This is a genomic window from Syntrophobotulus glycolicus DSM 8271 (genome assembly GCF_000190635.1).
Taxonomy (GTDB): domain Bacteria; phylum Bacillota; class Desulfitobacteriia; order Desulfitobacteriales; family Syntrophobotulaceae; genus Syntrophobotulus; species Syntrophobotulus glycolicus.
In genome coordinates this window covers 194,431-221,297 of the sequence record NC_015172.1, presented here as the reverse complement: position 1 = coordinate 221,297, position 26,867 = coordinate 194,431, and the positions used below count along the sequence as shown (strand labels likewise).

General features: G+C 43.3%; 24 protein-coding genes. 1 reads left to right on the top strand and 23 read right to left on the bottom strand.

What is annotated here, in order from left to right; all coding sequences use genetic code 11:
* The 13 genes from tilS to pth all read right to left on the bottom strand — a co-directional run bounded on the left by tilS (window position 1) and on the right by pth (window position 13,728).
* Complete coding sequence (tilS, locus tag SGLY_RS01060; RefSeq protein WP_013623452.1) at window positions 1-1,428, bottom strand: tRNA lysidine(34) synthetase TilS; 1,428 nt, start codon at window positions 1,426-1,428, stop codon at window positions 1-3.
* A gap of 38 nt (window positions 1,429-1,466) precedes the next feature.
* Window positions 1,467-3,593 (bottom strand): SpoIIE family protein phosphatase, encoded by a 2,127-nt coding sequence (locus tag SGLY_RS01055; protein ID WP_013623451.1) that lies wholly within the window; start codon window positions 3,591-3,593, stop codon window positions 1,467-1,469.
* 250 nt (window positions 3,594-3,843) lie between these two features.
* On the bottom strand, window positions 3,844-4,179 hold the full coding sequence (locus tag SGLY_RS01050; protein WP_013623450.1) for an FtsB family cell division protein: 336 nt from the start codon (window positions 4,177-4,179) through the stop codon (window positions 3,844-3,846).
* Complete coding sequence (locus SGLY_RS01045) at window positions 4,142-4,411, bottom strand: sigma factor-like helix-turn-helix DNA-binding protein (RefSeq protein ID WP_013623449.1); 270 nt, start codon at window positions 4,409-4,411, stop codon at window positions 4,142-4,144. Before SGLY_RS01045 ends, SGLY_RS01050 begins: the two co-directional genes overlap by 38 nt.
* A 157-nt stretch (window positions 4,412-4,568) precedes the next feature.
* Window positions 4,569-5,024 carry a spore cortex biosynthesis protein YabQ gene (gene yabQ / locus SGLY_RS01040; RefSeq protein WP_013623448.1) on the bottom strand — a complete coding sequence of 152 codons (456 nt, stop codon included), beginning with the start codon at window positions 5,022-5,024 and terminating at the stop codon, window positions 4,569-4,571.
* Between the two features lie 56 nt (window positions 5,025-5,080).
* Complete coding sequence (yabP, locus tag SGLY_RS01035; RefSeq protein ID WP_013623447.1) at window positions 5,081-5,362, bottom strand: sporulation protein YabP; 282 nt, start codon at window positions 5,360-5,362, stop codon at window positions 5,081-5,083.
* A 174-nt stretch (window positions 5,363-5,536) separates the two neighbouring features.
* Window positions 5,537-5,812: an RNA-binding S4 domain-containing protein gene (locus SGLY_RS01030; protein ID WP_013623446.1), complete on the bottom strand. Its 276-nt coding sequence runs from the start codon at window positions 5,810-5,812 to the stop codon at window positions 5,537-5,539.
* Window positions 5,813-5,895: 83 nt separating this feature from the next.
* Entirely contained in the window at window positions 5,896-6,168 is a 273-nt protein-coding gene (locus SGLY_RS01025) for an HU family DNA-binding protein (RefSeq protein ID WP_013623445.1), read from the bottom strand.
* A gap of 105 nt (window positions 6,169-6,273) precedes the next feature.
* Entirely contained in the window at window positions 6,274-7,377 is a 1,104-nt protein-coding gene (gene mazG, locus SGLY_RS01020) for a nucleoside triphosphate pyrophosphohydrolase (protein ID WP_013623444.1), read from the bottom strand.
* 88 nt (window positions 7,378-7,465) lie between these two features.
* On the bottom strand, window positions 7,466-8,014 hold the full coding sequence (gene spoVT, locus SGLY_RS01015) for a stage V sporulation protein T (RefSeq protein WP_013623443.1): 549 nt from the start codon (window positions 8,012-8,014) through the stop codon (window positions 7,466-7,468).
* A 244-nt stretch (window positions 8,015-8,258) separates the two neighbouring features.
* Window positions 8,259-9,194 carry a peptidylprolyl isomerase gene (locus SGLY_RS01010; protein ID WP_013623442.1) on the bottom strand — a complete coding sequence of 312 codons (936 nt, stop codon included), beginning with the start codon at window positions 9,192-9,194 and terminating at the stop codon, window positions 8,259-8,261.
* Between the two features lie 40 nt (window positions 9,195-9,234).
* Window positions 9,235-12,783: a transcription-repair coupling factor gene (mfd, locus tag SGLY_RS01005; RefSeq protein ID WP_013623441.1), complete on the bottom strand. Its 3,549-nt coding sequence runs from the start codon at window positions 12,781-12,783 to the stop codon at window positions 9,235-9,237.
* Window positions 12,784-13,170: 387 nt separating this feature from the next.
* Complete coding sequence (pth, locus tag SGLY_RS01000; RefSeq protein WP_013623439.1) at window positions 13,171-13,728, bottom strand: aminoacyl-tRNA hydrolase; 558 nt, start codon at window positions 13,726-13,728, stop codon at window positions 13,171-13,173.
* A 99-nt stretch (window positions 13,729-13,827) separates the two neighbouring features.
* Here pth and SGLY_RS00995 point away from each other — a divergent pair, with 99 nt between their 5' ends.
* Window positions 13,828-14,628: a PRC-barrel domain-containing protein gene (locus SGLY_RS00995; protein ID WP_013623438.1), complete on the top strand. Its 801-nt coding sequence runs from the start codon at window positions 13,828-13,830 to the stop codon at window positions 14,626-14,628.
* A 63-nt stretch (window positions 14,629-14,691) separates the two neighbouring features.
* Here the strand turns inward: SGLY_RS00995 and SGLY_RS00990 are convergent, their stop codons facing one another.
* The 10 genes from SGLY_RS00990 to SGLY_RS00945 form a co-directional block, all read right to left on the bottom strand.
* Window positions 14,692-15,633 carry a ribose-phosphate diphosphokinase gene (locus SGLY_RS00990; RefSeq protein ID WP_013623437.1) on the bottom strand — a complete coding sequence of 314 codons (942 nt, stop codon included), beginning with the start codon at window positions 15,631-15,633 and terminating at the stop codon, window positions 14,692-14,694.
* 15 nt (window positions 15,634-15,648) lie between these two features.
* Window positions 15,649-17,010, bottom strand: a complete 1,362-nt coding sequence (gene glmU / locus SGLY_RS00985) for a bifunctional UDP-N-acetylglucosamine diphosphorylase/glucosamine-1-phosphate N-acetyltransferase GlmU (protein ID WP_013623436.1) — start codon at window positions 17,008-17,010, stop codon at window positions 15,649-15,651.
* A 180-nt stretch (window positions 17,011-17,190) separates the two neighbouring features.
* Complete coding sequence (spoVG, locus tag SGLY_RS00980; protein WP_013623435.1) at window positions 17,191-17,448, bottom strand: septation regulator SpoVG; 258 nt, start codon at window positions 17,446-17,448, stop codon at window positions 17,191-17,193.
* A 168-nt stretch (window positions 17,449-17,616) separates the two neighbouring features.
* Entirely contained in the window at window positions 17,617-18,432 is an 816-nt protein-coding gene (gene purR / locus SGLY_RS00975; RefSeq protein WP_013623434.1) for a pur operon repressor, read from the bottom strand.
* A 30-nt stretch (window positions 18,433-18,462) separates the two neighbouring features.
* Window positions 18,463-19,170, bottom strand: coding sequence for a GntR family transcriptional regulator (locus SGLY_RS00970; protein WP_013623433.1), 708 nt, complete (start codon window positions 19,168-19,170; stop codon window positions 18,463-18,465).
* Between the two features lie 74 nt (window positions 19,171-19,244).
* Window positions 19,245-20,153, bottom strand: coding sequence for a 4-(cytidine 5'-diphospho)-2-C-methyl-D-erythritol kinase (gene ispE, locus SGLY_RS00965; protein WP_013623432.1), 909 nt, complete (start codon window positions 20,151-20,153; stop codon window positions 19,245-19,247).
* Window positions 20,154-20,234: 81 nt separating this feature from the next.
* Complete coding sequence (gene cphA, locus SGLY_RS00960; protein ID WP_013623431.1) at window positions 20,235-22,862, bottom strand: cyanophycin synthetase; 2,628 nt, start codon at window positions 22,860-22,862, stop codon at window positions 20,235-20,237.
* Between the two features lie 98 nt (window positions 22,863-22,960).
* Window positions 22,961-23,764, bottom strand: a complete 804-nt coding sequence (locus SGLY_RS00955) for a cyanophycinase (RefSeq protein ID WP_013623430.1) — start codon at window positions 23,762-23,764, stop codon at window positions 22,961-22,963.
* Between the two features lie 48 nt (window positions 23,765-23,812).
* The gene (gene yabG, locus SGLY_RS00950) at window positions 23,813-24,640 is read right to left on the bottom strand and encodes a sporulation peptidase YabG (RefSeq protein ID WP_013623429.1); all 828 of its coding nucleotides are present in this window, start codon (window positions 24,638-24,640) and stop codon (window positions 23,813-23,815) included.
* Window positions 24,641-24,837: 197 nt separating this feature from the next.
* Window positions 24,838-26,607 carry a methyl-accepting chemotaxis protein gene (locus SGLY_RS00945; protein ID WP_013623428.1) on the bottom strand — a complete coding sequence of 590 codons (1,770 nt, stop codon included), beginning with the start codon at window positions 26,605-26,607 and terminating at the stop codon, window positions 24,838-24,840.
* Window positions 26,608-26,867 lie beyond the last annotated feature (260 nt).

The window sequence follows — 26,867 nt, the reverse complement described above, 5'->3', positions numbered from 1 at the left end:
TCAAAGTAGGCTCCGGGGGATGTGCCGGATAAGACAAAACCACTTCTCCTCGTCCTCATTTTGGGGAAGCAGACTGTCACTGCGACACACTCCGGGTATCCAGATAACAAGAGATCCGACAGCAATCAGGGGGATTTTTCTGCGTTCTTCACCTGTAATGCCATGCTCCTGAAAGACTTTTTTGATTGCTTTATGGCCGATCCCCCGCCAAAACATTCTGTCTCCGTTTTTACGCGCCCTGCATACCAAAGGAACCTCCAGTCTCTCTAATGCATTGCCGCTGAGAACTGTCGACAAACATTGTTGATCTGTCTTTGACTCCTGGGACAGCAGCACCTTTATCCCTAATTCGTTACTGCTGTTCCACCTGTTTTTCTCCAATTGCACTTCATGCTTTTGCCTCTCTCTCTCTGCCGGAATGTTCTCTTTTTTATTATGATCTTTTTCTTCACTTTTTATCTCCCTGCGCAAAAAAACCAGGCCTTCCTTCATTCCGCAGACCTTTATCCCGGGAAGATCCTGCTGCCAGTCCTGTTGCCATCCTTCTTCCATTAAGGTTTTGATCAACTTAAACTCCAATCCCCGCGGATCACCATTGATCTTTTCCGCCGCCAGGCGGAGCAGCCTGGATAATACCGCATTCGGCTCTTGCCACGCTTCACGAGAAAATACAATCCTCCTCCCATCTTCCTCCAGGCAATACCTGCTCCAGAGTGCAACAACCTGAGTCTGGATATATTCTTCGTCCCAACGCAAAAGCTCCGCGGTCCTGCCCAATGCTTCCTCTATTCTGCTGTTGTAGTTTTTTTTCAGTATCGGCAATAATTCCAGCCTGATTTTATTCCGGACATAAACCGGCTCAAAATTGCTTTGATCCAAAGCAAAAGAAAGACCCTCCGCTTCACAGTATGCCAAGATTTCTTGTTTGCTTACCGTCAGCAAAGGTCTGATGATCTCTCCTGCTGAAGGGTATATCCCCCCCAGACCTGATGTTCCGCTCCCTCTAAGCAGCCTGTATAAAAGTGTTTCTGCCTGATCACCCAAATGATGGGCCGTTGCAATCAAATGACATTGATATTTGTCTTTATCTTCCTGAAAACGGGCATAACGCCACTCCCGCGCCGCTTCCTGAAATGACTTTTTGCTTTTGTCCGCATAGTCCTTGGCCTTAAATCTGTGGACAGAAAGCTCTGTTTCAAACTTTCCCGCCAGTTTTCTGACCATCTCCTCTTCTTGATCAGACTCTCTCCTGACCCCATGATGAATATGACTGATGACCAGGGAGATATCGCTTTTTTCCTCCCGGGCATAGCGGTCTAGAATATGCCAGAGCGCGATAGAATCAGGCCCTCCTGATACAGCCACCAAAATTCTCGACCCCGAAGGAACCAGGATTGGTAAAATATCTTTTTTCAGTCTCGCATACATCTGTCTTCCTCCGGCATGACGTAACCTATTCCTTCATCTTAATGCTTATTTTCCATTGACGATTTATTTTTGTCAAAGGTTTTTTCTTTCTTTTTTACCACCAGGACTATTCCATCGTCCTCCATTTTATGATTAGCCATTTTTTTTGCTTCTTCTATAATCTTTTCAGCCATTTCCTGTGCCGTGCAGACCGCTGTTTTCTCTAACATGTCCTTGAGCCAGTCCCGATGAACATCAATGTTCTTCCCCGCGTCAATCACACCATCAGTCAGAAGGATCAGGATTTCATCCGTAAAGCTGATTTCAACAACGGGTATCTCTATTTCATTAAAAATTCCCGCGGGCAGGCTTGATGTACTTAGCACCTTGACATCGGAACCATCTTTAACATAGGATGGCGCAGCTCCAATCTTGATTATTCTGCCTTTTTGTTCTTGAACATCCAATATTGCCATATCAACCGTAACAAAACTTTCTTCCGGAGACCTTAAAACAAGGATAGAATTCAGTGCTTTAACAGCCCCCTCAGGTTCAAATCCCGTGCTTAACAATTGCTCCAATATGGTCAGAGCTGCTGAACTCATTCTGGCCGCTTCCTCACCGACTCCCATCCCGTCACAGACAATAAGAGCCATTTTTGTTGAAGACAGGGGCACTGCATTAAAATTATCCCCGCTGATTCCATTTCCTTCTTTGACAAAGGTTCCGATTCCGATATCGATCAGATTTTTTTGCTGGCGGCCCCAAACCAATGGCCTTCCTTCTTCCTGATTATGCCTTGAATGCAGTTCCTGGGCCAAATGACCAATGACATCTGAAACACTCTTGTATTGTTTTGCCAACGCATCTTTATTTAGGGCCATTCTTTTCTGCCAAGTCTCCCTGTCTTTTTGCTGGTCTAAAATGAACCTGGCAGCGAGGATAACCTCCTGAAAGCGTCCGCAGGTCTTTCTCCATTCTCCCGGCAGATGATCCGTTTCTATACTTTCTTCATTTTCCAATTTAATAAAAAGATCAAACAGATGATTATATGTTTTATAAAACTCTTTTTCCCAGCAATAACTCATATTGGGGCAATTTTTACAAATCCTCTCAACCAGCATATTCATCAGCTCAGGAACCTCCGGCTTCAATCTGCAGGATTCCACCCCCGCCGCATGCAGACCGAAAGCCAATTGGTCGAAAATCTCCGCTAAAGTTTTTACTTTACTTACCGTTGTTTCAATCTCAGGAACAACTCTTTTCTTTAGAATATTGGTCTTAGGCCCGCCCTGAGGAAGGAGTAAAAAAAGCAAAAGGCCGAGACCTGAAGATAAGAGATGCATGGGAATGATCAAGCTGTTCACAAAAAAGGTAAACATCAGGACTGCGGAAACATAGGCAACACAGGTGATTGGCTTGCCGAATTTTCCAAACCCTCCGGCAATAAATCCACTCAGTCCATACAACCCCGCATTGATCAGGCTTTCCGGGCCGAAATTCCACTGCAGCAGAAAACCCAGTACTGCACCGGCTCCCGCGCCCAGACCCGCTCCAAACCTGGAAGCGATCGAAAGCACCAGAAAAGACACGAGAATGATCTGCAGATTGGCATATCCAAACACGACTTGATTTAGTCCGCTCAAAGCTATTGATATCACAATTAACAGGGTTATACTCATTTCCTTCTTTTCGGTAGCTTTTAAAATATGATGATGATCGGCTAATGCGTGATCAAGCAAAAGAGAAAAGGCGGCAGCGATCAGAGCTCTTGCCGATACTCTGATGATTTCTTCAGTATTTAGGCCTTTCATCCAGAGAAACAATAACACTCCGCTCAGAAAGCTCGCCCCTAATACGGCAGCTCCCAGAATCAGAGCTTTATTCTTATCCTTTTTCTTGTTCTTCAAAACCAAATAATAAAGCAATGTTTCCCCGCCCAGGCAGGCAAGCAGTGAGTAGTTTTGAACGGTAAGGCTCCCTATGATGATCCCCGCCAGCCCTGTGACAATGTTTTTTTCTCCTTTCAGGATCAATAAGGCCAAATATGCTGTGCCAAAGGCGAAAATCCCTTCAATATTGGCCCTGGCAAAAAGGATGCCGCCCAGAGCCCAAATGAGATGACCCAGTATGATATTTGTCTGTTTCTTCATAAAGCCGGCTCGTGCCGGAGCCCATTCCGCCATAATGCCACCCCTTACATTTGATGGCATTATTATAGCTTATGCTTTTAGCGAAGCTTGTCTAACCCGGGATCAATTTATGTCAGCAAATTCTTTTTCTCTTGCTTTTCTCCCGCTGAGGCCTTTTGTTCTTGTCCTTTCCCCAGTAATATTTGTGATGAGACATATTCTTACGCCATCTGCTCAGCATAAATAAACCCTGCTTCCTTCAACTTACCAGGCAAGCAGGGTTCCTCTTCTATTGACCATCTTTCTACGGTTCTGTGTTTTTAGGGGCGACCATGATTTCTCCTTTACGCACCAATCCAATCTTTTCTCTGGCCAGCTGTTCAATATATTCAGGAGTATTCAACTGCTCAATCTCATTGCGGATTTGTTCGTTCTTAGCGATCAAATCCTGCTTTTTCTGGTTGAGTCCAGCCTTCTCCACTTCTACGGCATAATCAGTCTGAATAAGCTTGTACGTCCAGCTTACAGCCAGAAACAAGATGATGCTGAAAAAAATAAAGCCTACCGGATTAAGTTTTTTTTTCTTCGCTTTTTTTGTTTTATTAATCATCTTCTTCTTGCTCTTGACTGCTGCTTTCATCAGAAATCCTTTCCTCCGTCAACGTCTCTTCAAGCCCTAATTCATTTTCGGGGATAATGGCTATAATCTGATAGCCTTTTGTCTTCGCCCGCGCAAGAATCGTTGAAACCGAGCTCGTACTGATTTTTAAGATCCGGGCTATTTTTTCAATTGAATTTCCGCTCTCTTTCAGGATAACCGCCTGACGCTCCCGAAAGCTTAATCTTTCCAAACCTCTTATTTCAACATGCATCCCGGCACATCCCACTGCTCTGGAGAGTTAATATCCACATATTATCCACATACTGTGTACAAATCAACTACAAAACCGTTAAGAATTGTTAATTACTGCTATTATACTTTGGATTTTCAGTAAAATCAATAAACCTTATTTGAATTTTCCTTTAGATTCATAGTCTTTTAGTCCTATGTACACTGCGATAAATCGCTTCTACGATCCGAAACAGCAATAAGGCCAGCCAGCGCAAAATAGAAAAGGGTACCGACATCACGCCCTCCAATAAACTTTTGACGGCTCTAAATACAAATGAGATCATCCATATGATTTGGGTATAGATCCGGTTCAAGATATTAAAAACACCAGTGATGACTTTTTTGATCGGTTTACTGAACAAGCCGAGATAAATCAAAAGCCCCGCTAAAACAGCCAAAAATACATAGAAACGCAATTCAAGATGATTGGCCTCCACAACAAATAAAATCATGATCATTGACGCAGACATCGAAAAAAGGAGATCGCCAAAAAAAGTTAATACCTTGCCTGTTTGCAATTTCCAACGGATAATCCGATAAACATCAAAAGCCAGACCTACTGCTATACCGCTCACAATAATTTTAAACAGCACAACAAACTGAGCGATTTTTCATCTCTCCCTTCAGCGGTGCCATTGAAGATTTAGAGTTATTTGAACATCTTTTCCAAAATAGAGCGGGATGTCGTTCCTGATTTATTCGCTGAATAGTGCAGGGAATCGATCATTCCTTCGATTTCTACCTGGGTGTCCTCTAAATTTAAATTTTTAATTCCAAGTTCATGCCCTTTAATGGCCAAAACCCCTTGAATGGTGTCCAATACGATTTCTTTGGCTTCAAATGATTTGACTTTGTTTACTCCACTCAGATTAATTTGGCTCCTGTTCTCCATCGTAATCTTGTGTTCAAGTGCATCTGTTTTCTTAACCATCAATATCCCTCCAATTCTCCTCTGACTAAAAATATTCATAAATTCGTTCATTTAGACATCATCCTGGTAACCAAAAGACAAAATCAATAAAAAGACCGGCTGGCCTGTCTATATCGCCCATCCGGTCTGATCATTATGTTGAGCCCTTTTACAGCCTCTTCCCGTTCCGACTACTTATTCCCCAAATCCCTCGGTTTTCTTTTTTTCATCCCTGAGCACCTCATACAGGCTCGAAGCCTCATCTGCTCTGATATTGGCAGGAGTTGCCGCCACCCTTACTTCCAGAAGATGGTTCTTCATCTCTATTGCGATCACATCACCAATTTTGACCTCAGCAGAAGGTTTGGCCACCTTGCTGTTAATGCTCACTTTCTCTCCGCTGCATACATCTTTGGCCACAGTACGTCTTTTGATTAACCTTGAAACTTTTAAATACTTATCCAGTCTCACCGCATTTTATTCCTTTCCAAACAAAAAAACCAGGTCCGAAGATCCTGATTTTCTTGTAAATTCCGGGTACATTTAAAGGCCCTTTACTGCACAGCATCTTTTAAAGCTTTTCCAGCTTTAAAACCGGGAACATTACACGCAGGAATAATAATCTCTTCTTTTGTCTGAGGATTTCTTCCTACGCGTTCCTCGCGTTTTTTCACTTCAAATGTCCCAAAACCAACCAGCTGCACTTTGTCACCGGCAGCGAGAGCCTGACTGATTGTTTCAATAACAGCAGCCACGGCTTTTTCTGCATCTTTTTTAGTAAAGTCAATTTTTTCTGCTACAGCAGACACAAGTTCCGCTTTATTCAAAGTAGTCCCTCCTAAAAAGTTTTACTGTTTGACCCTATATTCGCTATAAATAACGATTTTCCTTCTGGCGCAATGCTAAATACCTCTTGTTTGCTATATTTTCCTTCATTTTTTTGCTTGTTCCCAATAAATATCAAATTGTTCCAGATCCATGCCTTCCGGACTAAGATTCTTTTCAGCCATAAGTTCAAGCATTTTTCTAAATCTCTTCTGAAATTTTTGAGTGCTGGAGCGAAGAGCTTCCTCGGAATCTATCTGGAAGAATCGGGCAAGATTGACAATGGAGAACAATAAATCCCCCAGTTCCTCTTCTCTCCCCATTCCCAAAGCGATCGCCTGCTTCAACTCCGCCGTTTCCTCTTCGACCTTAGCCAGCGGGCCTTCATAGGAATCCCAGTCAAATCCTGCTTTACCGGCTTTTTTCTGTGTCTTTTCCGCCAGCATCAAGGACGGTAGTCCTAAGGGCAAATGAAAGTAATCTGTACCTCCCGTCTCAACCTGATCCTTCTTTTCAGCACGCTTGATTTTTTCCCAGCTCTCCAAAACCTCGGTGCTGGTAGCTGCAGCTTCGTTTCCAAATACGTGCGGATGCCTTCGAATCAGCTTCTCAGCTATCCCTTCAATAATTTTGCTGATGTCAAACCCGCCATTCTCGGTCGCGATTTGGGCATGAAATATGATTTGTAATAATAAGTCTCCCAATTCTTCACAAAAATTATGCAAATCTCCAATTTCTATTGCCTCAATCACTTCATAGGTCTCTTCTATCAAATACTTTTTTAAGGATTCATGGGTCTGCTCCTTGTCCCAGGGACATCCCTGGCGGGAACGCAATTCAGCCATAATGCCGACAAGCCTGTCCAATTCGTTAGAGGGGGGCACCGGTTCTAAAGAAAGCTCATAATCATCTTGGCCCAGAGCTTTAATCTTTTTGACCAGGGCACCTTCCGGAAGTACATAACCGGGTATAACCAGGAGAATATCTTGATCAGGGAATTGGCGCTTCGTTCCTGTTCCCAAAAGTTCGATCAGATCCTCAGGCGTAATCAAAGATACGTTCAGGCCTTCTCTTTTCATCTCCTCCGGCCACTTGCCATAGGGCGGAAGTACCCATATCCTCGCTGAATCTTTGAGTAATCTATATTTTTCCAGACTGATTTTTTCCATTGTCGGTTCTGTCAGACCAAGAATGCGAAACAATGGTTTCATTTTTTCACCTCCCCAGGAAAATTATACAAAAAATATAGACTGTTAACAAATTTTCCGATTTGCCAACAGTCTATGTAGAAATATTTCTCTATTGCTCCATTTGCTTTGCAAGAAAGCCGGCAGCCGTTTCGACCAGCTTAAGCTCAAGTTCGGCCATTTTGCCTGCCGGATCTTTGGACATCAGGATCACAACCCCTATGGGATCCCCTTCGGCTATGATCGGGGCAATAACCTGTGTGGATACTTTGTTTCTGTCATCTGTGTCCGCTTCTTTCAGAATAGAGCTTTCTCCCTGGGAAACAATTGTTTTTCTTTCTTCCATGGCCTGCTCAGCGACTGGACCAAGGGCTTTATTCAAATACTCCTTCTTGGAGGCTCCTGCAACAGCAATAATGACATCCCTATCAGCAATACAGGCGATATGCCCGGTTGCTTCATATAAAGAATCGGCATATTCTTTTGCGAAATCGCCAAGCTCTCCAATCGGTGAGTATTTTTTTAGAATGACTTCCCCTTCCCTATCAACAAAAATCTCCAGAGGATCGCCTTCCCTGATGCGTAAAGTGCGTCGAATCTCCTTAGGAATTACAACGCGGCCGAGATCATCAATCCTTCGGACTATTCCGGTTGCTTTCAATCAGCTCTCCCTCCTTTTGCCATTATCATGATTCAATCTTAGTATATATCAGCATGATTAATATTATTCATATTTTTCCATGCCAAAAAGCATAAATATTCTTGAAATTTCTTCAACAATTTCACTTGTTTGTTGTTTCTTGATTTTCTGATGATCTGAACTATGACGATGATCAAAAGAGGATATCCCTTAAAGGACATCCTCTTGTCATTTCTGAACGTATGCGATTACAGCCGCCGGGTAATCATTCTGTGGTCGGTTCATAGCCCTTAGCGTATTCGATCTTGGCCTCCTGAGCCAGTTTCATGTAATAGCTTTCAGCCTTTTGATTCTGGGCATTTTCCAGGGCGTCCGCTTGAACCTTTTCTTTCACCTTTTCGTAATCAGGTTTGACCGTCTGTTTATGATCCAATACTTGAATAACATGATAGCCGTATTTCGTTTTAACCGGGGTCGTTGTAAGCTCACCGATCTTCATGTCGAAAGCAGCCTTCTCAAATTCCTCCACCATTTTCCCTCTGGTGAAATAATCTATCTCCCCTCCATTATCTTTGGACCCATCAGTAGATTTTTCCTTGGCCAGAGCGGCGAAATCTGCTCCGGCCTGAATTTGCCTGATGATATCCTTGGCTTCATCCTCAGTGCCGACCAGAATATGGCGGGCCTTAACCTGTTCCATCTGGCCCCCGTATTGATCAAAATGATCTTCGAAATACTGCCGGGTTTCCTCCTCAGAAACTGTTGCATCCTTACCGGTATAGTAAGCAAAAGCAAAAGTATTTTTCAAATCTTCTTCCGTCAAACCCTGCTGTTTAAGATATGTCGCCAGATCTCCGCCGTTTTTCTGGCTGATTTGATTGACTTTTTCCGTAATTTGGGGGATATTTGTGTCCCAATTATTCTTTTTGACTTCCTGTCTGATGATCGCATCCTGAATGGACATGCTTAACAATTGCCCCTGTATATTCTGAAGATAGGCTTTGCCCTCTTCCGTTGTAAAGTCTACTCCCTGACTTTGCACATAGGTTTTGATATCATTCAGCTTATTGTCAAAATCTTTTTTGGCAATAAGCTCATCATTGACCTTTGCAACATAATCAACATTGGAACATCCTCCGAGTATAAGCCCTAACCCCAACAAGATGGTCAAACCCAATCCCAATCCAAACTTTTTTTTCATTTTTTCTCCTCCACAGGCTAATGAAACCCATTATAGCAAATCATATTTGGTTAAGCAATTCACTTGATTTTCCTATTTCCTTTTTGGCCTGCTCCAGCCGGTCAAACAATTTAAGAATCACTTTGGGCACATCATCTTGAAATACTGTACGCAACCTGATTTTAAATTCTAATTGTCCTTCAGTGAATGCAAAAGCTAAAGGATAAGGATAATTTGACGCCAGTTCCATTAATTGCTCGCCGGCAAGCCCGGGATCTTGAGCAAAACGCAATGTTATTTCCTGTCTGCTTTGAACAATCTGATCAATTTTTAAGGTTTTCGCCCGGTATCGGATTCTGATGATCTCCATTAGATTCTCAACTTCCTGGGGAGGTGTTCCAAATCTGTCCACAAGTTCATCCAGCATCTCACTCATCTCTTCTTCACCGGAAATTCCGATCATCCGTTGATACAAAGTCGCCTTAGCCTGTTTATCGATAATATACTCGTCGGGCAGCAAGGCTTTGATTTGAATATCAATACTTGGTTCCATCTGTTCCTCTGTTTCTTCCCCTCTGAGCTCCTGGATGGCCTCCTTGAGCATCCGTACATATAAGTTAAAACCAACCGCAGCCAAATGCCCATGCTGCTCTCCTCCGATCAAGCTGCCCGCTCCCCTGATCTCCAGGTCCCGCATAGCCACTTTAAAACCGGAACCAAACTCTGTAAACTCCCTGATGGTACTCAATCTTTTTTCAGCCTCTTCGGTCAATATTTTACTAGGCTGATACAAAAAATAAGCATAAGCTTTCCGATTAGAACGGCCTACCCGCCCTCTCAGCTGATAAAGCTGGCTTAACCCAAATCTATCCGCTTCATCCACAATAAGAGTATTTACATTTGCCATATCCAACCCGGTTTCAATGATTGTGGTACAGATCAGAATATCTTTTTCTTTTTCTAAAAAGGAAATCATTTCGTTCTCCAGCTGAGTTTCATTCATCTGGCCATGCACAACACCACACTTGGCCTCAGGCACAAGAGATTTTAACATTCTTAATACTCTGTCCAGGCTTTCAATCCTGTTATGAACGTAAAACACCTGTCCGCCTCTGTGAATCTCCCTGCGAACGGCATCCCGGACCATATCCGGATTAAATTCCGCCACAAAAGTCTGAACCGGGTACCTGTCGTCCGGCGGGGTACTGATTACGCTCATATCTCTCAGTCCGACCAGAGACATCTGCAAAGTTCTTGGAATGGGTGTAGCAGAGAGAGTCAAAACATCGACATTCGTTTTTAACGCTTTAATTTTTTCTTTATGGGTTACCCCAAAACGCTGTTCTTCATCCACAACCAGCAGCCCTAAGTCTTTAAAATCTATTCCTTCAGAAACCAATTTATGAGTCCCGATAATAATATCAATTGTCCCGTCTTTTAGGCCCCGGATAATCTGTTTTTGTTCCTTTGCCGTTCTGAAGCGGCTGATCATCTCAATTTTTACCGGGTAATCCATAAATCTTTCTTGAAATGTTGTATAGTGCTGCTGAGCTAAAATGGTTGTGGGCACCAGGATTGCCACCTGCTTTCCATCCGCGACCGCTTTAAAAGCCGCTCTCATTGCGACTTCCGTTTTTCCATAACCAACATCCCCGCATAAAAGACGATCCATGACTTTAGACTTCATCATATCTTTCTTTATCTCTTGAATACTCTGCAATTGATCGGCGGTTTCTTCATAAGGGAATTTATCTTCAAATTCTTTTTGCCAGTGATTATCCGCACTGAACACATAGCCTTTAGAGCTTTCCCTCTTGGCATAAAGCTCGATTAGATCAATCGCCATTTCCTTGACAGCGCTTCGGACACGACTTTTTGCCTTATTCCACTCATTCCCGTTAAGCTTGTTCAGCTTCGGTGCCCTGTCTGCATCTGCTCCAAGATATTTTTGCAAAAGCTGGATCTGATCTAAAGGAACATAAAGCTTGTCTTCTCCCGCGTATTTTATGGCAAAATAGTCCTTTTCTATCCCATCGACCCCGATTTTCTCAATCCCAATAAATTTTCCGATTCCGTGATAAAGGTGAACAACGAAATCGCCGGGTTTAAGGTCCGCAAAAAGCAGCATTTCGTCCTTATTTTGCCGCTGAGCCTTAACCTGACGACGTTTTTCCTTGCGATAAATTTCACTCTCCGTAAAAATCGCAAGCTTGCCTGCCGGGAGCTCAAAGCCCTGATCTAAGGCCCAGGGAAAAATACTGATTCCCCTAGTGGCGACCTCATCTTCCATTCCCCGGATCTGATTTTCCATCCCACTGTCTTTTAATCCCTGGCTTAATCTGCCGGCCTGGTCTTGATTCCCCGCAAATAAGGCGACGGTATTTCCGGTCGCTGCCATTTTCTTGATCTCTTCGACCAGCATCGAAGTCTTATGATACCCTGCAATCGGGCGGGCATTGATATGATGTACCCGGCGAGGAAAAAGACCGGGGACTTCCCGAAATAAATTTGCCATTCCCACCACCGTTTTTTCTTGCTCGCTGCTGACGATCGTTTCAAAATGAAGAAAAAGTCTGTCCGGATCAACGAATTCTTCACCTTTTTCCAAATTGGCGGTATATTCCTCCATCCTTTGTGAATGTTGAAAATCTAATTGTTCCTTTAAGCGCAAGGGCTCATCAAGAAAAATCAAGGCCTGTTCATTTAGCCAACCAAGCAAAGAAACAAACTTTATGGGAAGCAAACTCAGAAAAGGATAACTGTTTTCGTCCATTATCCCCTGGTCCAGTCTCTCCCCCAAATATTCAACTTTATGATGCAATCGCTTGACCGCTTCAGTTTTTCCCAGCCTCAGCAGCCGACCGACGGCCTTGCGGGCCTTGTTTTTGATTTCCCACTTCAGTTCCTGCTGCTCCTCTATTTTAATCACATATTCCTGTACGGGAAAAATCCATGCTTCGGTTCGCGCATCAGATGATTTTTGCGTTTCCAGATCAAAGGTCCTGATCGAGTCAACCTCTTCATCAAAAAATTCTATTCTTACCGGTTCACAATCCAAAGGAGCAATATCCAATATCCCCCCCCTTAAAGCGAATTGACCCCGGGCCTCCACGATTTCCTGCCGGTCATACCCCACGGTGACCAAAGTCTTGATCAATTCATCGAGAGGATACGTCTTTCCGACAGCGACCTGCAAACTATACTTTTTCCAATGTTCCGGACAAAAAAGCTTCCGGACTATTGCTTGAACGGGAGCGACAATGATCTCATTTCCTCCCTCCGAAAGAGCCCGCAGGACTCTGATTCTCTCTGCCGTAGTTTCCCTGCTCCGTCCAAGCACTTCAAAAGGAAGCCACTCTGTCGTGGGATAGAATAAAATCCGCCTTTGGGGAAGCCAGGTCTGCAGATCATTGATCCATTTCAATGCCTGCTCATCTGAAAACGTAAGAATCAAACTCTGGCCCTTCTTTTTGATTAAATTTGCCGCCAAAGCAGTCTTCATACTTCCGGAAATATGAAAAATCATTTGAGGAGAATCCCTTTTTTCAATAGCTGCTTGAATTTGATCCAATTCCAGTCCTTTGGTTAAATAGTCATCAATAGTCGGCATCCGATTTCCTCCGCCCAAATAGTTTGTGAATTTTCTTTCAAGGATATGCCTTTTCCCGCGATTGTACTATTGATAGAAACTCCTCTGATTGATTTCCAATTCTTTCATACACCGGGGACAAAGAGTATAAGCTACATTACCGATGAGATCCATGGTTTTGTCCGCTTTTAATTTTTGAATATTTTCAAACTCTATTTCACCGATAATCGCATCACAGCAGCGACACACTTTAAACATATACAATGTAAAAACACCCCCACAAGTAGATTTACCCTATCCATAAACAGTTATACAGACCGGGGCTGCTTTTCACGTATAATTTTATTTTATCTTCAAAATAAAGAACAAAGATATTTTTTCCTAATATTATATTGTACAGTACCCTATTTAAGAATTGTAGTTTTGCATAGCTTCGGCTTCCTTGCCTTCCAGCCAGAGAAACACAGCCTTTCGGGCTTTCTCCAAAGTCTCCGAGAGCACTTCGCGGCTTTCTCGATCAAAACCGGAAAGAACGTGACTGACCACATCTCTTTCCTTTTGGGGTCTGCCGACACCTATCTTAAGCCGCCAGAATTCCTGGGTGCCCAATTCCTGAATAATTGATTTTATTCCGTTATGCCCGCCGGCGCTTCCTTTCTCTCTAAAACGCAGCCTGCCCAAAGCAATATCCATATCATCATGAATAACAAGCATATCCTCCAAAGGAACCTTGTAATAGTTGATCAGCTCGGCGACTGATTGTCCGCTTAAGTTCATGAAGGTATACGGTTTCAATAAAATAATCTTCCTATTCTGATGCCTTATTTCGGCAAATTTCCCTTTAAAGCCTTTAGAATATTGAACATCCTCATTTCCAGCGATTCTGTCTAAAAGCATAAATCCGACATTGTGCCGGGTATCCGCATATTTTATTCCCGGATTGCCTAAGCCGATCACTGCTTTCATATTTTTCCCTTTCAAGCATATTAATTTACATAGCAGAATAAATTGAAGCGAGATAGTATATCTTTCCAAATAAATTTTACCAAAAAAGGGGGAGTAAATGTGCTGCCTAGCAAAAAATTTTTGTCCCTGCCCATCATTTCTCTCAAAGAAGGCCAACAGATAGGCTATGTCCGCAATCTGGTCGTGAATCCGAAATCAAAAGGGATCGCAGCTTTAGTCATTGATCCGACCGGCTTTTTTAAAGAGCAAAGGATCATTCCTTATAATAGAGTTGTTAGTGTCGGCGAGAACGCGATTACCATAAGCACAGAAAGCCAAGTGGAAAAAGCGACCAGCTTGCCCGATATTCTGGACCTTCTGAAGGAGAAGGCTTCTGTCATTGGCATCAAGGTCATTACCGAAACAGGGAAAACCCTTGGGATCGTGGAAGAATTTTATATCGACAGCCAAAACGGCCACATTGTTAATCTGGAGCTCAGTGAAGGGCGTATCGAAGGAATCTTTGGCAGTAAAGCTTATCTTAACGCCGATTTAATTATTACGATTGGCCCTCATGCAGTTATCGTGAGTAAAGATACAGAATCCCAGCTGGAAATTTATAATAAAGGACTCAATGAAAATATCAAATCTTTTTGGCATTCTGCTTCCAGCAAAGCATCAGAAAAAGGACATCAGATTAATCAATATCTTACAAAGAACAGAAAAAAAACTGAAAATGTTTCTCTCTTACCGGACGAGAATCCCGAAGAACTCGAGGACAATTTTGCCCCGGAGGATATTGCCGGCTTTTCCGACCAGTCGGAAATATCCCTGCTTGAAGAGAAAAATACCAGTACTGACCTTTCTGCGGATTCAGATAAAAAACCAAATGACAGTGACAAGTATGAAAATTTCACCTAAAGTAAATAAAAAAGTCAGACAGTTTACCGATAAGATGTCTGACTTTTTTATTTCTGCTGTGATTTAACTAAAGAGCTTACTGACCGATAGATCTTCATGAATTCTTACAATGGCTTCCCCTAACAAAGGAGCGACCGACAGAACTGTAATTTTACCGCATTTTTCTTCTGCAGCCAATGGAATCGTATTCGTAATCACGATTTCTTCGATAACCGACCCTTCCAGCCTTTCTATAGCCGGTCCGGATAATACAGGATGCGAACAGCAGGCATATACTCCTTTGGCGCCCTTCTCTTTCAGGACGGCCGCGGCTTGAGTAATGGTCCCTGCGGTATCAATAATATCGTCAATCAGAATTGCCGTCTTATCCCTCAATTCCCCAATAACATGCATGATTTCTGAAACATTCGGTTCGGGACGGCGTTTATCAACAATTGCTAAAGTGGCGCCTATCCTTGAAGCGAGTTCACGAGCTCTGGCCACTCCTCCAATGTCCGGAGAAACGACACAGATATTTTCCAAATCCTTTTCTTTGATATATTCGGCCAAGATGGGCACACAAGGAAGATTATCGACCGGAATATCAAAAAAACCCTGAATAGCCGGAGCATGCAGGTCCATCGACACCAGCCTGTCCGCCCCCGCTTTGGTGATCAAGTTCGCCATCAGTTTGGCCGTGATCGGTTCCCTGCCCCGAGACTTCCTCTCTTGTCTGGCATATCCATAATAGGGCACGACAGCGGTTATTCTGCTTGCCGAAGCCCGCTTAAGAGCATCAATCATAATCAATAATTCCATAATACTGTCATTGGCCGGCGCACAGGTAGGTTGGACAACAAAGATATCTGCTCCCCGCACACTCTCATCTATGCCGATATTTAACTCTCCATCCTGAAAACATTTTACCCTTGCTTCCCCTATGGAGATCCCTAAATAGTCTGCTATTTCCTGCGCAAGCTTTCGATTGGAATTGCCGCAAAAAATTTTTAATTCCCTTGTTGCCATTACTTCCATCTCCTCTTATTTGTCTTTGGCGGACCGCCAGTTGATGATGATATTTTGGGTGGATCTTTCCAAGGCCAACGCTTTGTCCGGAACGTCTTTGGTGATCGTGGAACCTGCGCCAATCACCGTCTCTTTGCCGACCTTGACCGGAGCGACAAAATTTGTGTTGCTGCCGATAAAAGCTCCATCACCTATTTCAGTCCTGGATTTTACAAAGCCGTCGTAATTGCAGGTGATCGTTCCTGCACCAATATTAACATTCTCTCCAATATCGGAATCCCCTATGTAGCTGAGATGCGGAATCTTGGAGCCGTTAGCAATTGTGCTGTTCTTAATTTCCACAAAATCCCCGATTTTAACCATATCATCCAGTACTGTACCGGGCCTTAAATAAGCATAGGGACCGATCACACATTTGTCCCCAATAACAGCACCTTTCGCGGTTGAACTCTCTATCCGACATTCGGAACCGCATACACAGGAGTCTATGGTCGTATATGGGCCGATTACGGACCCTTTGCGGATCTTCGTTTTTCCTTTAAGAATAGTAAATGGATGAATAAGGATATCTTGGCTTAGCTCCACTTCTGCATCAATAAAAATTGATGCGGGATTCACCATCGTCACTCCTTCATTCATCCAATATTCCTTAATCCGCTGGTAATATATCTCTTCGGCCTGAGCCAGTTGAATTCGATTATTAATCCCCAATGATTCCGTCTGATCAACAGTGCAGCATGTCTCTATGACTTGTCCCTTTTGCTGCATGATTGCAAAAACATCCGTTAAATAATATTCACCCTGGATATTTTTGGGGGTAATCGTCTGAAGAGCTTCCCTTAAAGCCTCTACTTGAAAACAATATGTACCCGTGTTCACTTCGTGTAAAGCCCGCTGTTCTTCCGAAGCATCCTTTTCTTCCACAATACCGTTAAATTGCCCGTCCTTTTTCAGAATCCTGCCATAACCATAAGGATTGTCCATCACGGCTGAAAGCACGGTAGCGGCAGCATTTCCGGTAATATGAGTTCTTAGAAGAGCCTGAAGAGTCTCCAGCTTAAACAACGGCTGATCTCCGCTTAGCACAATGATCTCTTGCTGATCGGACAACAAGGGCAGAACTTGCATGATGGCATGTCCCGTACCCAATTGTTTATCCTGAACGACCAATCTTCCTCTGTCTTTTAGATGTTCTTCAACAATTTCCCTGCCATGACCAACTACTGTGATGACATCAACTAATCCAAGTTCTCCAACCCTGCCCAAAACATGATCGATGAGCGTTTTACCGGCAATCTGATGCATAACTTTGGGCAAATCGGATTTCATGCGCGTTCCTTTTCCTGCCGCAAGGATGACCGCTGCAAAATCAGACATAACAGATCAATACCTCCAAATTGAAAATTGAGCCCAAAAAGAAAGACCAAGAATGTTATTCTCTTCGTCTTACATTATACATTATACCACTTTATCTGACATTAAAAAAAGAAATTATCACATCAAAAAAGACCGTATTGACACGGTCTCTTTTCGGCAATCTCCATTATGATTAAAATCCTACTCAAGATTCTTTTCAAATTCTTCCAATACTCTGGTCTGGATCTTTTCTCTTGCCGCAGAAGAAATAGGGTGAGCTATGTCACGAAAATCACCTTCTGGAGTCTTGCGACTCGGCATTGCCACAAAAAGACCATTCGTTCCCTCAACAACCTTCACATCATGAACAACAAACTCATTATCAAAAGTTACCGATACTACAGCCTTCATCTTACCCTCAGTATTCACCTTCCGGACTCTGACATCTGTTATTTCCACAGAATCACCACCCTTCTTTATGCGTGCAAGAAATCTCTTTCAATTTTATTCTCTATGTGGCAAAAAAATCCTTCTTTTCTAGTTAAAATTATCAAAATATTTTTCTTTTTCTATATTTTCCCCGATCAATAACGCTTTTTCTAACATAAATATGATTAACCATTCTCATTAATTTTTCCAAAGATGATTTGCTTGAATAACCGTTTTTTCTTCCGCCTGATTGATTTGGACAAGGCTTAACAAGGCACAGTAATTATCCACCAGTCTTACAGAAGCAGAGATCGCTTCTTCCATAAGGATCCCTAACCCAACAACTTCAGCCTCAAATTCTTCCATTAGACTCATAATGCCTTTGGCCGTACCTCCCGCCTTGATATAGTCGTCAATGACCAACACCCTCAGACCTGGAGCCAAAGCTTTTTTGGCCAGAGTCATTGCCTGAATCCTTTTGGACGATCCCGAAACATAGTTAATACTTACCGAAGAACCTTCTGTGACTTTATTCCCATGCCTGATCACTACTGTCGGCACTCCCAGGGCATCAGCGGCCATCAAGGCTAACGGGATTCCCTTTGTCTCAACGGTAACAACGGCATCGACTTTTCTCTCTCTGAATAAGCGTGCAAAAATAAGACCCAGCGGTCTGACAATTGAAGGGTCAAAAAGAACATCGGTGATATAAAGAAATCCTCCGGGCAGCATCCGGTCCGGAGAACTAAGCTTGTCCGCAAGCCGGTTCAGGAACTCCATTGCCTCATGTTCTCCGATCCCCGGCAAAAACTTTACTCCTCCTGAAGAACCGGGCAAAGTGTCCAATGTGCCTTTCCCCGCGAGGTGTATGCTTTCCTTTATCGTCACTAAATCTTCACTGATTGTTGATTTGGCCGTACTGAATTTTGACGCAAAAAAACTAAGGGGGATAAGGTCATTTGGCCTTGACATCAGTATTCCGGTTATGACTGCTATTCTTTCCGTTCTTTTCATTCTTCCCTCTTTGTCTTTATCACTGGTATTCTAGAATTCTTGTTGCTCCCTGCTGCGATTGAGACGGCGTGATTCTGATTCTCTCATGGTTTCAAACATCACATTCGACGCATTTTCAATATGCAGCATAGCAATGCCTTGCGCCCCTTCCACATCGTGTCTGGCGATCGCATCTACCAAATCCATATGTTCCTGAATGGCTGTTTTCAGTCTTCCCGGCACAGCCAGCGAAGTTGCCCGAAAACGTTGAATCTGTTCCCTTAAATTCGATAATATTTGAGTCAGTCTTTCATTCCTGCTGGCTTTATATAAAAGGGCATGAAAATCCGTATCCGCTTGAACAATTTCGTCCAGGGAATTCGGCTCATTTTCATAATGCAAAGCCCTTTCCATTTGCTCAATCTCATCATCTGTCGCCTTTTCCGCCGCCAAGCCCGCCGCCAATACCTCAAGAGCTCTCCTGATTTCAAAGACGTCTTTGACATCCTTATAGGAGACACCTGCAACATAGGCCCCTTTACGCGGAATCATCACCACAAAACCCTCAAGCTCAAGCTTGCGGATGGCTTCACGAACCGGAGTCCGGCTAACGCCCATTTCCTCAGCCAATTGAATCTCCATCAAACGCTCCCCCGGCTCAAGCACTCCGGATACAATAGCCTCTCTAAGCGCTTCAAGTACAATCTCCCGCAGAGGTTTATAACTATCAAGTTTAACCGGTACCAAACGTCTTTCCATCTGCCTGACTCCTTTTTCATATATTGGCCTTTGCTCTCTTCTTCGTTTTCCGGTTTCTCCTCGGATCTTCTGATTTAACTGCTTGATCGGAAGACCATCTCACTATTCCTTATTGTTCGCACCAGCCAGGAATCAGAAAAGCCCTTTTCGCCCAGAATGTCTTTTACAAATTTGCCATGTTCGGCATCACGGACGATTCCAAAGACCGCCGAACCGCTTCCTGACATCAAAGCTCCTATACATCCGGCCTTTATCAGGAGTTTTTTGATTTCCCCTATTTCCGAAACAATTTTAATTGAGACATCTTCCAGGGAATTTTGCATCAGCCTGCCTATTTCCCTTCTGTCTTGCCCCTGCAATGCCTTTCTCCAATCTGCCTGATCAAGCTTGCCCCAAACAGCCTGCTCGTCAAACAACTGATAGGCCAGACCAGTATTAACACCGGCCAAAGGCTTTACTACGATCATTTCTACCGGAGGCATTTCCGGCAACGGTTCAAGCTCGGTTCCCGTCCCCTCTCCCCATTGGGTACCCCCAGCCAAGCAAAAAGCCGTATCTGAACCGCATTGCGAAGCGATGCTCAGCAGTCCTTCCTCCGTCAACGGCTTTCCATAAAGGAGATTTAAAGCCTTCAGTACAGCTGCGGCATCACTGCTGCCGCCACCCAGACCGGCCTCTAGGGGAATATGCTTGTCAATAGTGATTTCAATCCCCGTTTCCGCTAAGTGTTTTGATCGCCCTTCAGGGTTGAGTGAACAAAGAAATTTTTCAGCAATTCCATAAGCCAAGTTCTTTTCTCCACTTAAGCTGCCGCAATCACATCTAATCCCTTTTTCCGGAACAAGCCTTACCTTCACCATATCACTCAGACTGATGCTTTGAAAAATCGTTTGAATATTATGGTATCCGTCTTTTCTCCGCGAAGTAACGGCCAAGGCTAAATTTACTTTAGCATAGGCAGTCATTTCAATTTCATTAATCATGTTTCAACCTTTTTTTACATTATAACATTATTTTCCTTCAATTATATCCTATTCTCCAGGTTTTTCGCCAGAAAAATCTTTCTAAAGCTGATAAGCGCCTTTTTTTTGCCTATCTTCAGAAGCTTCCTTAATGATTCTCCTTAACGGTTCTGCTTTTTCAAAAAAAACAACCACGATATCCCCCGGCTCCGCTTGACTTATTGCCTGCCTGAAAGACTCCTTCTCATCAAGAACCTTTTTTAGATTCTTTTCCTGAAAGCCCGCTTTAATCAGTTCATTATGCAATATTTCAGCGATTTCTCCTGTTTGCCGACCCCTCTTGCATAAATCTTCCTTAATAAAAATATCATCAAAGCCCTGCGCGGCTATCCGCGCGTATTTTTTTACCATTTCATTTCTGCGGTCGCCCGGTAAGCCGATACACCCGATTATTCTCCTCTTCTTTATTTGCCGAAGAGTTGAAATTGCTTCCTTGAGACCGGCGCAGTTATGCGCATAGTCAAGAATAATCGTCACTCCATTTACCTCGTAATATTCCAGCCTTCCATAGTTATCTTTGTTTTCACTGCCGAATTTTTTCAGGGATTTCCTCATCTGGCTTGCCGAATAGCCTAAAGCCCAGCATGCTCCGATTGCCGCCAGGATATTTTCAATATTATGTTTGGCTTTCCCGCTCCAAGTCAAAGGGATATTCTGGATCTTGCAGATCTGCTGAACATCAAATCCCTGACCGAGCTTAATCTGATTTTTATCGACAAAAATCCCCGTGCCGCCCAAAGCAATATGTTTACACAATTTCCGGTTCGCCGGATCTAAGGAAAAATAAATAACTTTGGCCTCTGTTCTTTTATCAAAGCCGGCCACGATAGGATCATCGGCATTCAGGACGACATATCCATACTTGTTTACTCTTTCTGCCACAAGCATTTTGACCTTAGCCATTTCTTCAACTGTTTCAATTCCATACTGTCCCAGATGGTCGTCCGATACATTAGTAATAACGGCTACATCCGCATAATCATAGGCCAGTCCCGCCCTTAAAATTCCCCCGCGAGCAGTCTCCAATACTGCCGCCTGAACATCAGGATGTCTTAAAACAATCTGAGCACTCTGAGGCCCGGTCATATCTCCGGTCACAAGCAGTTTATCGTTGATAAATACTCCTTCACTTGACGTCATCCCTACTCTCACCATATTTTCCAGCAGAACTTTATTGATCATGCGCACCACAGTCGTCTTGCCGTTTGTGCCTGTGACGGCGATGATCGGAATTCTGCCGTTTCCTTCGGGAAAAAGCCTGTCCACGATTTCCGCCCCCACATCCCTTTGCTTCCCCGTACTGGGCCTAAGATGCATGCGCAGCCCAGGGGAAGCATTCACTTCGAGGACAGCTCCCCCTTTTTCCAAATAGGATTTTTTGATGTCCTCACAATTAAAATCCACCCCCGCAATATCCAGCCCAATCGCTTTAGCGGACCAAACCGCCAACTGAGCATTGTCGGGATGAACTTCTTCCGTCACATCTACAGCAATACCTCCGGTACTTAAATTGGCGCTTTCCCGCAAAAATATTTTTTTGTTTTTTGTTAAAATACTCTCGAGAGATAATCCCTTACGCTTTAATTCAAACACGACGATGGGGTCAATCGCAATCTTGCTGAGATATCCACTGTGTCCTTCCTGCCTCATTGACAAACTGTTTTCTTTCATGACCAGCTCTTTTATTGTCGAGGTTCCGTCCCCCGTGATAAAAGGCGGTACTCTTCGGGCACAGGCAACCATTTTATTCCCTACTATTAAAAACCGATAGTTTAATCCCTTCACATATCGTTCAACAATCACTCCTGAGCCGTAGCTTTTTGCCAAACGAAAGGCGATTAAGGCCTCCGCCTCCGTTTTGATGTTTGTCGATACTCCTTTACCTTGGTTCCCTCCACAAGGCTTGATCACAACTGCTTGACCGAGTTCTCGGAAATACTGCTTCAGCTCTCCTTCCGTCTCCACGACCTTCCCTTGGGGGACAGGAATCCCCGCATCGGATAAAATTTGCCTGGCCAACCCCTTATCACAAGAGATGTCCACTCCTACACAGGATGTTTCTCCGCTCATTGACGCCCATATTTTTTGCTGCCGGAACCCATACCCCAATTGAAGAAGTCCGTTTTCAGATAATCTCTGAACTGGTATTCCCCGGCCTACGCATTCATCGACAATACTTGCTGTAGAAGGACCATATTTGGATTCTTCAATCAGGCTTACAAGTTTATTGATCTCCTTTTGCAGGTTGATTTCCTTTTGATCCAGGATCAGGTTAAGATTTTGACAGGCCATTTTCAGGGCCTCTATTGCCGCCTTACGGCTATGGTAGACAAAAACTACCTCATATTCTCCCTTTTTTTCATCCAATGTCGTCGTCTTGCCATAGGATACTCTTTCCCCGGCCAAATTCAGCATTTCAATGGCAACATGCTCCAAAACATGCCCCAACAAAGTTCCTTCCCTTATTCTTTCAATAAACCCGCCTTTTCTTCCTCTGGAACACGAATGTTCAGCTAAGGTTGGAATTGCTTGCAGCAATCTTTCATTAAAACCATCGATTTGATCAGTGGTTTTCCTTTTTTCTTTAGGTATCATAACGATTCCTCTTATTACAGGTTTATGATGAAAGTAGTTTGGTCCTTCAATTGCATTGACCTGAATTATTCTCATTCTGTTTGAAACCTCCGCATATGGTATAAAATTCATCTAGTTCTATTCTCTCCCTTTTCCTGTTTACTATTCTTTTCCTATTTATTTTCTTTTTCTGTTCAGCTATTGAGCATAGAACGATTTGTCAATGAATAAATACACCCTTCAGATAAGACATGCAAAGTAACGGGAGACAAATAAAGAGGCCTTTGTTCTCCTGTCTCACAGACATTTGACATTACCGTTGAGGAAGCATCAACAATCATGGCTGTTCCGCGGCCAAGAACAGTAAGTACTCCATTGTCCCGGATATGGACTGCTGTATCTTCATCAATGCCCAGGCCTAGAATCAATGGATTCATTGCCGCAGCAAGCAACAACCTTCCAATCCTGCCCCTTTGAGAAAAATGCTGGTCAATCACTGCTCCCCCCAGCAGTCCCAGTCCCGGGGCCATTTTTATACTGTCTTTTTCAGGAGTGTCGGTATCTCCGCCAATGATCATCGTATCCGACATTGCAGAGGCGCCGGCGCTTGTCCCTGCAATGATTTTCTTTTGATGATAGGCTTCTTGGATAATCTTCTCCGCAATTGTCCCTCCAAGCAGGCCGGTAATCCGCAATTGGTCTCCTCCTGTGAAAAATATTCCCTTGGCCTCCTTCAAGGCTTTTACGGTTTGCTTTTCTGCCGCCTGTTTCCTGTCTTTTATATGTACTACCTCGACAGAGGTACAGCCCAGTCTTTGAAATACTTGAACATACATTTTCCCCATTTGTTCCTCAACTTCAGAAGCAACTGTCAGAATGCAGATTTTGCCGTTTGACCCTCCGGCTTCTTCAATAAAGTGCCTGAGAATAATACACTCATTTTTTTTATCCTCTGCTCCCCCGATAATCAGTAAATTTCCACAGACTTTTTCTTTCATTCCGATCCCTCCTTCTTTATTGTCTGCGGAAACTTACCTTTTTTATTCTTAACACTCAATTTTAGGGTATCCGCGACGCAATTGCCCCCGGGTTTCAATCCCGCCTACTCCGTCGATTCCTGTGACCGTATGCATCAACACTTCCTTAATTGACACTGTTCGATCAATGGGGGTAAAAGCAATACTCTCGACAATGAAGACCGGGTCAAGCGCATGAATCAGCATCCTTTTCGGTGAGGAAGCAAAATTTGCTCCTGCCTTGATAATTGCTTCAAAATTTGACTGACACCCACCGGCGAATATTACAAGGGAATCTTTATTCGGCTGAACTTTTCTTGCCTCTTTGACAGAGTCTACAAAAAAATGCGAGCACTTGTAACTATCAAGGCTTTTGTAATCTTCTTTGCCCTTGATCATTGAATCGTGCCCAGTAAGAACCAAAATATCTGTCGGATTTTCTATAAGCATCTTGCCAATGACCTTTGGCTGCTCTTTTTCCGTTACGCATATGCCTTTGGCCTGAAGTCCCAATTGCTTATAAATCTTCGTACACTGTTCCAGATATTCTTTATCTCCATCAAGATGCAAAATTCTCCCCGGTATTTCAAAATACTCTTCCTCAGGCTGAAATTTACGATCATAGATTACTTTATGCATCTTCTTATACACTTCTTGCGCGTCAGCCAGACTATAGTATAATAATTCCTTTTCTTTCTTTAAAACTAGATCCTCCATGAAAGCATCGGCAGACAACCTGTAGTTTACTCCTTTCAGCACCGCTTTTTTATGTCTGCCGTCTTTTTTAAAATCAATGATGATATGAAACAGATCCTCCTTGTAAGAACGACGGGCCACAACACTTCCGATTCCCAACATCGAAGAAACCTCCCTGTGCATCAACCTGTGCGCTAATAATATTCTATGATTTACTTTATATTTTGCCCTCCAATCTTGTATAAAACTAGGGAAAACCCTTTACAATCTAAAAAGAAACGCCTTCGCTGCCTAAGCACGAAGACGTTTCTTTTACAATATTTTTTTGTTCTCAGCCTAAATTTTCTCAGTCCCAAAAATCAGATATGGAACCTGGAAAGAATATTTTGCATTTCTTCGGCATTCTTCATCAGCATATTGCTCGAAGATGCAATCTCTTCGGATGAGGCGGTCTGTTCCTCAACCGCGGCATTTACAGACTGAGTCTGAGCAGCGATTTCCCTGCTTATTCTATCCACCTCAAGCACTGCTCCAACAATCTTTTCACTGTTCATTGCCGTTTGGTTGAGCAGTTCAGCGGATTCATTGACTCTTTCGGAAACGTTGCTGATCAGGGTGGCAATCTGTTTAAAGGTTTTGCCCGCATTATTGACGGAATTGGTTCCCGTTTTAACCTCTTCCGTGCCTGAATTCATGGCACTGACAGCCCGGTCCGTATCCTGTTGAATCTGTTTGATCAGGTCCGCAATCTGCTTGGCAGCATCTTGAGACTGTTCTGCCAGTTTACGCACTTCATCTGCAACAACAGCAAATCCTCTCCCCTGGTCACCGGCCCTGGCCGCTTCAATGGCCGCATTTAACGCCAATAGATTCGTTTGCTCCGCTATGCCGGAAATCGTGTCTACGATTTGTCCGATTTCTCTGGAACGCTCTCCCAGATGATTGACAAGCTGGGCGGCATTGTTCGTTGATGTTTCAATATTGGCCATTTGGGTCATTGTGTTGTCAATTTCCAGGCTTTCCTCCTCAGCTGTCAAGGTGGTTTGCTCAGAAACCTCCGTCACCGTCTTTACCTCAGTAATAATATTGCCGAAAGCCGTATTCATTTCTTCAACAACTACCGAAACCTCTGTGACCGCTTCCAACTGTTTCTCGGTTCCGACAGAAACTTCGGAAATTACCTCCGCAACAGAAGAGGCAGCTTTCGCAAGCTGTTCCGCACCTGCCGACAACTGCTGGGAAGCTGATGCAAGCTGGCTCGATGACCCGGTAATTTGTTTAACCAGCTGTCGTAAGTTCTCTGTCATTGTATTGAACCCCTGAGCAAGCTGTCCGAGTTCATCCTGATTGGCAATCTCAATTTTCTCTACGCGCAGGTCACCTTCAGCAACCTTTTTCACTGAATCTGTAATTTGGACAATCGGATTGGCGATCTTTCTTCCAAAATAAACCCCTAAAAGTACCGATACACCAAGGGAAACGATTACAGCCAACAGTGACATCAGCATGTGGGAATAAAATTCCGCTCTTTTCTTTTGTTCGGTTACTAAAACAACTTCCTGAATATCATCGATATAATTACCTGTGCCAATAACCCAGTTATAAGGCTGATATAACAAGGTATAGCCTCTTTTGGCAACAGCAACTGTTTCCCCCGGATGGGGAAAAGCATAATCCGTATACCCTCCGCCTGAAAGCTTGCTGTTTTTAATAAATTCCTCCACATACTTTACACCGTTGGAGTCCTGGGCATTCAGACGGTTTGTGCCTTCCGCCTGATCGCCGGGAAGCACAACATTAACACCTGCAGTTGTATCAATCCAGAAATAGCTGGTATTTTCATCAAAACGCAGCTGCCTGACTAAATCCGCGGCCATTGCCCTCGCCTGGGCTTCAGTCAATTCTCCATTTAATTGTTTCTTATGTACCTGATCAATTAAACTTACAGCAGTTTCAACTTCCAGCTTGATTTCCCTGTCAAAACTCTGATATAACGTATCCTTATAATTCTCCAGATCCTGATCATTGATAGATTTGAGGCTATAAATTGTATAAGAGCCCAAAACCAGCAAGGTTATACATGCAACAATAACCATATTCATAATGAGTCTGTTCTTGATGCTTTTCACGGCTTTCTTCCTCCTTAGCATTTTCTATTCCTCACATACTTTATCAGTTCTGTGGTCGTTTTAGAATAAGAGAAATATTTTGGAAAAGAAAATATTTACATAATTTATTTCTGAATAAATTCCAATTTTCCTTTATTTTTTTGAAAAACAGTCAAAAAAATATGTAAATATTTAGATTTCGATTATTTTACCATGAACATTATCCTTGCTTCAATCAATTTATACAAAATTATGACTATCCTACTAGTATTTTCGCCGTT

Coding starts and splice junctions, on each gene's coding strand:
- mazG (WP_013623444.1), bottom strand. CDS start 7,377: ATGAAACCATTGTTTCGCATTCTTGGTCTGACAGAACCGACAATGGAA.
- tilS (WP_013623452.1), bottom strand. CDS start 1,428: ATGTATGCGAGACTGAAAAAAGATATTTTACCAATCCTGGTTCCTTCG.
- SGLY_RS00990 (WP_013623437.1), bottom strand. CDS start 15,633: ATGGCAACAAGGGAATTAAAAATTTTTTGCGGCAATTCCAATCGAAAG.
- cphA (WP_013623431.1), bottom strand. CDS start 22,862: ATGAGAATAATTCAGGTCAATGCAATTGAAGGACCAAACTACTTTCAT.
- SGLY_RS00970 (WP_013623433.1), bottom strand. CDS start 19,170: ATGGAAAGACGTTTGGTACCGGTTAAACTTGATAGTTATAAACCTCTG.
- ispE (WP_013623432.1), bottom strand. CDS start 20,153: ATGATTAATGAAATTGAAATGACTGCCTATGCTAAAGTAAATTTAGCC.
- yabG (WP_013623429.1), bottom strand. CDS start 24,640: ATGTTGGGAATCGGAAGTGTTGTGGCCCGTCGTTCTTACAAGGAGGAT.
- SGLY_RS01050 (WP_013623450.1), bottom strand. CDS start 4,179: ATGAAAGCAGCAGTCAAGAGCAAGAAGAAGATGATTAATAAAACAAAA.
- purR (WP_013623434.1), bottom strand. CDS start 18,432: ATGAAAAGAACGGAAAGAATAGCAGTCATAACCGGAATACTGATGTCA.
- SGLY_RS01055 (WP_013623451.1), bottom strand. CDS start 3,593: ATGGCGGAATGGGCTCCGGCACGAGCCGGCTTTATGAAGAAACAGACA.
- SGLY_RS01010 (WP_013623442.1), bottom strand. CDS start 9,194: ATGAAAAAAAAGTTTGGATTGGGATTGGGTTTGACCATCTTGTTGGGG.
- mfd (WP_013623441.1), bottom strand. CDS start 12,783: ATGCCGACTATTGATGACTATTTAACCAAAGGACTGGAATTGGATCAA.
- yabP (WP_013623447.1), bottom strand. CDS start 5,362: ATGGTTAAGAAAACAGATGCACTTGAACACAAGATTACGATGGAGAAC.
- pth (WP_013623439.1), bottom strand. CDS start 13,728: ATGAAAGCAGTGATCGGCTTAGGCAATCCGGGAATAAAATATGCGGAT.
- glmU (WP_013623436.1), bottom strand. CDS start 17,010: ATGTCTGATTTTGCAGCGGTCATCCTTGCGGCAGGAAAAGGAACGCGC.
- SGLY_RS01045 (WP_013623449.1), bottom strand. CDS start 4,411: ATGCATGTTGAAATAAGAGGTTTGGAAAGATTAAGCTTTCGGGAGCGT.
- SGLY_RS00955 (WP_013623430.1), bottom strand. CDS start 23,764: ATGAAAGAAAAAGTCTGTGGAAATTTACTGATTATCGGGGGAGCAGAG.